Below are 2,138 nucleotides of genomic sequence, written 5' to 3' on the forward strand. Positions count from 1 at the left end.
CCCCAGCCCGCCGCGCGTCGAGGTGGTCGACACCGTGGGCGCGGGCGACGCGTCGATCGGCGGCCTGCTGTTCAGCCTGATGGCCGCGCCGCAGCGGTCGTGGCGCGAGCATCTCGCGTTCGCCCTCGCGGCGGGCGCGGCCGCATGCCGGCATACGGGCGCGCACGCGCCGACGCTCGACGAGGTCGTCGCGCTGCTCGAACGGTGACGGCATGGGGATGGCATGGGGCGGCGCGCTGATCGGTCGCCGATTAGCGGCGCTGTACATGCTGCGCCGCAGTGCTACGATGAAGTGTCCTATTGCGGGAGAGGCACGATGGACACGAACACGTTCACGAAAGGCATCTACACGGCCAAGGCGCATACGCAGCACACCGCCAACGGGCAATACCAGGGCTACGTGATCCTCGCCCGGGACGACGGCGACGAGACGGAGAACATGCGCTACGACGTCCACACGACGAGCCCGAGCGAGGAAGAGGCGTTCGACGAAGCGAAGGCGCTCGCGCACCGGATCCTCGGCGAGATTGAACTGTAATGCGCGGGACCATCGCGCGCGCGCCGCGGCCGGACCGCGACGCGCCGCCGCATGCGGCGCGGCTCAGAGCAGCCGCGCGACCATCGACACCAGCATCGTCACCACCAGCGTCGACATGAACGGGAACGGGTAGCGCCGCCCGCCGAGCGTCAGCGTGACGTCGCCCGGCATCCGCCCGATCCCGAGCTTGCCGAGCCACGGCCAGCAGCGCGTCAGGATCATCACCGCGAAGAACGACGCCATCAGCCAGCGCAGCATCCCGGGCTCCCGTCAGAGCGCGTGCGAGCGGTCGCCGCGCGCGAACGCGTCGAGCGTGCCGTCGATCCCGCGGGAGAATGCGATCACCTTGAACAGCTCGCCCATCTCGGCCTCCGAGATCAGCTTCTGCACCGCGTTCGCGGCCGGCAGGAACTGGTGGATGTCGGACGGATCGATCGCGGCCAGCGCGTCGGTGATGCCCGCGTTCAACAGGAAGCGCGCCTGCGACGTGTAGCCGAGCAGGTCGACGCCGGTGGCGACGCCCGCGTCGTAGATGCCGGTGAATTCGACGTGCGCGGTGATGTCCTGCAGCCCCGGGTACAGGAATGCGTCGTCGTGCGCGTGGTGGCGGTAGTGGCACATGAGCGTGCCGCGCTCGCGCTGCGGATGGTAGTACTCGTGCGCCGGAAAGCCGTAGTCGACCAGCAGCACCGCGCCGCGCGCGAGCATCGTGCACACGGTGCGCGTGAACGCGAGCGCGGCTTCGTGCGTCTCGGTCACATAGCCGTCGTCGACGTCGAGCGTCGCGAGCACCGGCGGCAGGCCGGCAGCGCCGACGGGCCGGTCGTCGAACACGAACGCGTGCCGCGCATCGAGCGCGACGCCGCGCTCGAGCCACGCGCCGCCCGACTTCGCGAACAGGCGCACCGGCATCGCATCGAGCACCTCGTTGCCGACCACGACGCCGTCGAAGCGCTCGGGCAGCGCGTCGAGCCAGCGCACCTTGTCGGCGAGCGCCGGCGCGGCGGCCGCGATCGTGTCGCGCTGCCGTTCGCGCAGCTCGCCCGACAGATCGACGATCAGGTATTCGTCGAGTTCGACGTCGAGCGCATCGAGTGCCGCGAGCAGCCCGGCCGCGAGCTTGCCCGTGCCCGCGCCGAACTCCATCACGCGACGCGTGCCGCTCGCGGCGAGCGCGTCCGCGACGGGATTCGCGAGTGTCTGCGCGAACAGCGGCGACAGTTCGGGGGCCGTCACGAAGTCGCTGCCGTCGTCGGCGCGGCGTCCGAACTTGCGCGCGCCGCCGCTGTAATAGCCGAGGCCGGGCGCGTACAGCGCGCGCTCCATGAAGCGGTCGAACGGCAGCCAGCCGCCGGCCGCCGCGATCTCGTCGCGCAGTTGCGCGGCGAGGGTTTCGGACTGCGCGAGCGCGTCAGGGCCGGGAGCAGGTAAACTAGCGGATTCGTGAGCTTTCGGGTTCATCCCGGCATTGTAAATGACCGTTTCAGCCGATACGTCGACCCCGCGCATCGCGCTCGTCGCAGGCGCGCTGGACAGCGCGGCCGACGCCGCGTCGCTCGGTCGTGCGCTCGCGACCGCCTTCGCGCAGCGCGGCTGGGAC

The 2,138-nt window shown here is 70.8% G+C and carries 4 protein-coding genes and 1 pseudogene; 3 read left to right on the plus strand and 2 right to left on the minus strand.

Annotation, left to right across the window (positions count from 1 at the left end; all coding sequences use genetic code 11):
* Both F3J14_RS34515 and F3J14_RS34520 read left to right on the plus strand, forming a co-directional pair.
* On the plus strand, positions 1–208 hold a 208-nt coding region (locus F3J14_RS34515; protein ID WP_247682359.1), incomplete at its 5' end, for a PfkB family carbohydrate kinase.
* 108 nt (positions 209–316) lie between these two features.
* Positions 317–538: a hypothetical protein gene (locus F3J14_RS34520; protein WP_011658106.1), complete on the plus strand. Its 222-nt coding sequence runs from the start codon at positions 317–319 to the stop codon at positions 536–538.
* Positions 539–601: 63 nt separating this feature from the next.
* Here F3J14_RS34520 and F3J14_RS34525 read toward each other — a convergent pair whose 3' ends face one another.
* Positions 602–796, minus strand: a complete 195-nt coding sequence (locus F3J14_RS34525; protein WP_006754113.1) for a DUF2905 domain-containing protein — start codon at positions 794–796, stop codon at positions 602–604.
* 12 nt (positions 797–808) lie between these two features.
* Positions 809–1,999, minus strand: coding sequence for an SAM-dependent methyltransferase (locus F3J14_RS34530; RefSeq protein WP_166726705.1), 1,191 nt, complete (start codon positions 1,997–1,999; stop codon positions 809–811).
* A 13-nt stretch (positions 2,000–2,012) separates the two neighbouring features.
* On the opposite strand from F3J14_RS34530, the pseudogene F3J14_RS36255 reads away from it, so the two are divergent.
* Positions 2,013–2,138: pseudogene (locus tag F3J14_RS36255) on the plus strand (short-chain dehydrogenase); the annotation flags it as partial.

Origin of the sequence: Burkholderia sp. Tr-862 (assembly GCF_011753085.1) — a bacterium.
Classification (GTDB): domain Bacteria; phylum Pseudomonadota; class Gammaproteobacteria; order Burkholderiales; family Burkholderiaceae; genus Burkholderia; species Burkholderia ambifaria.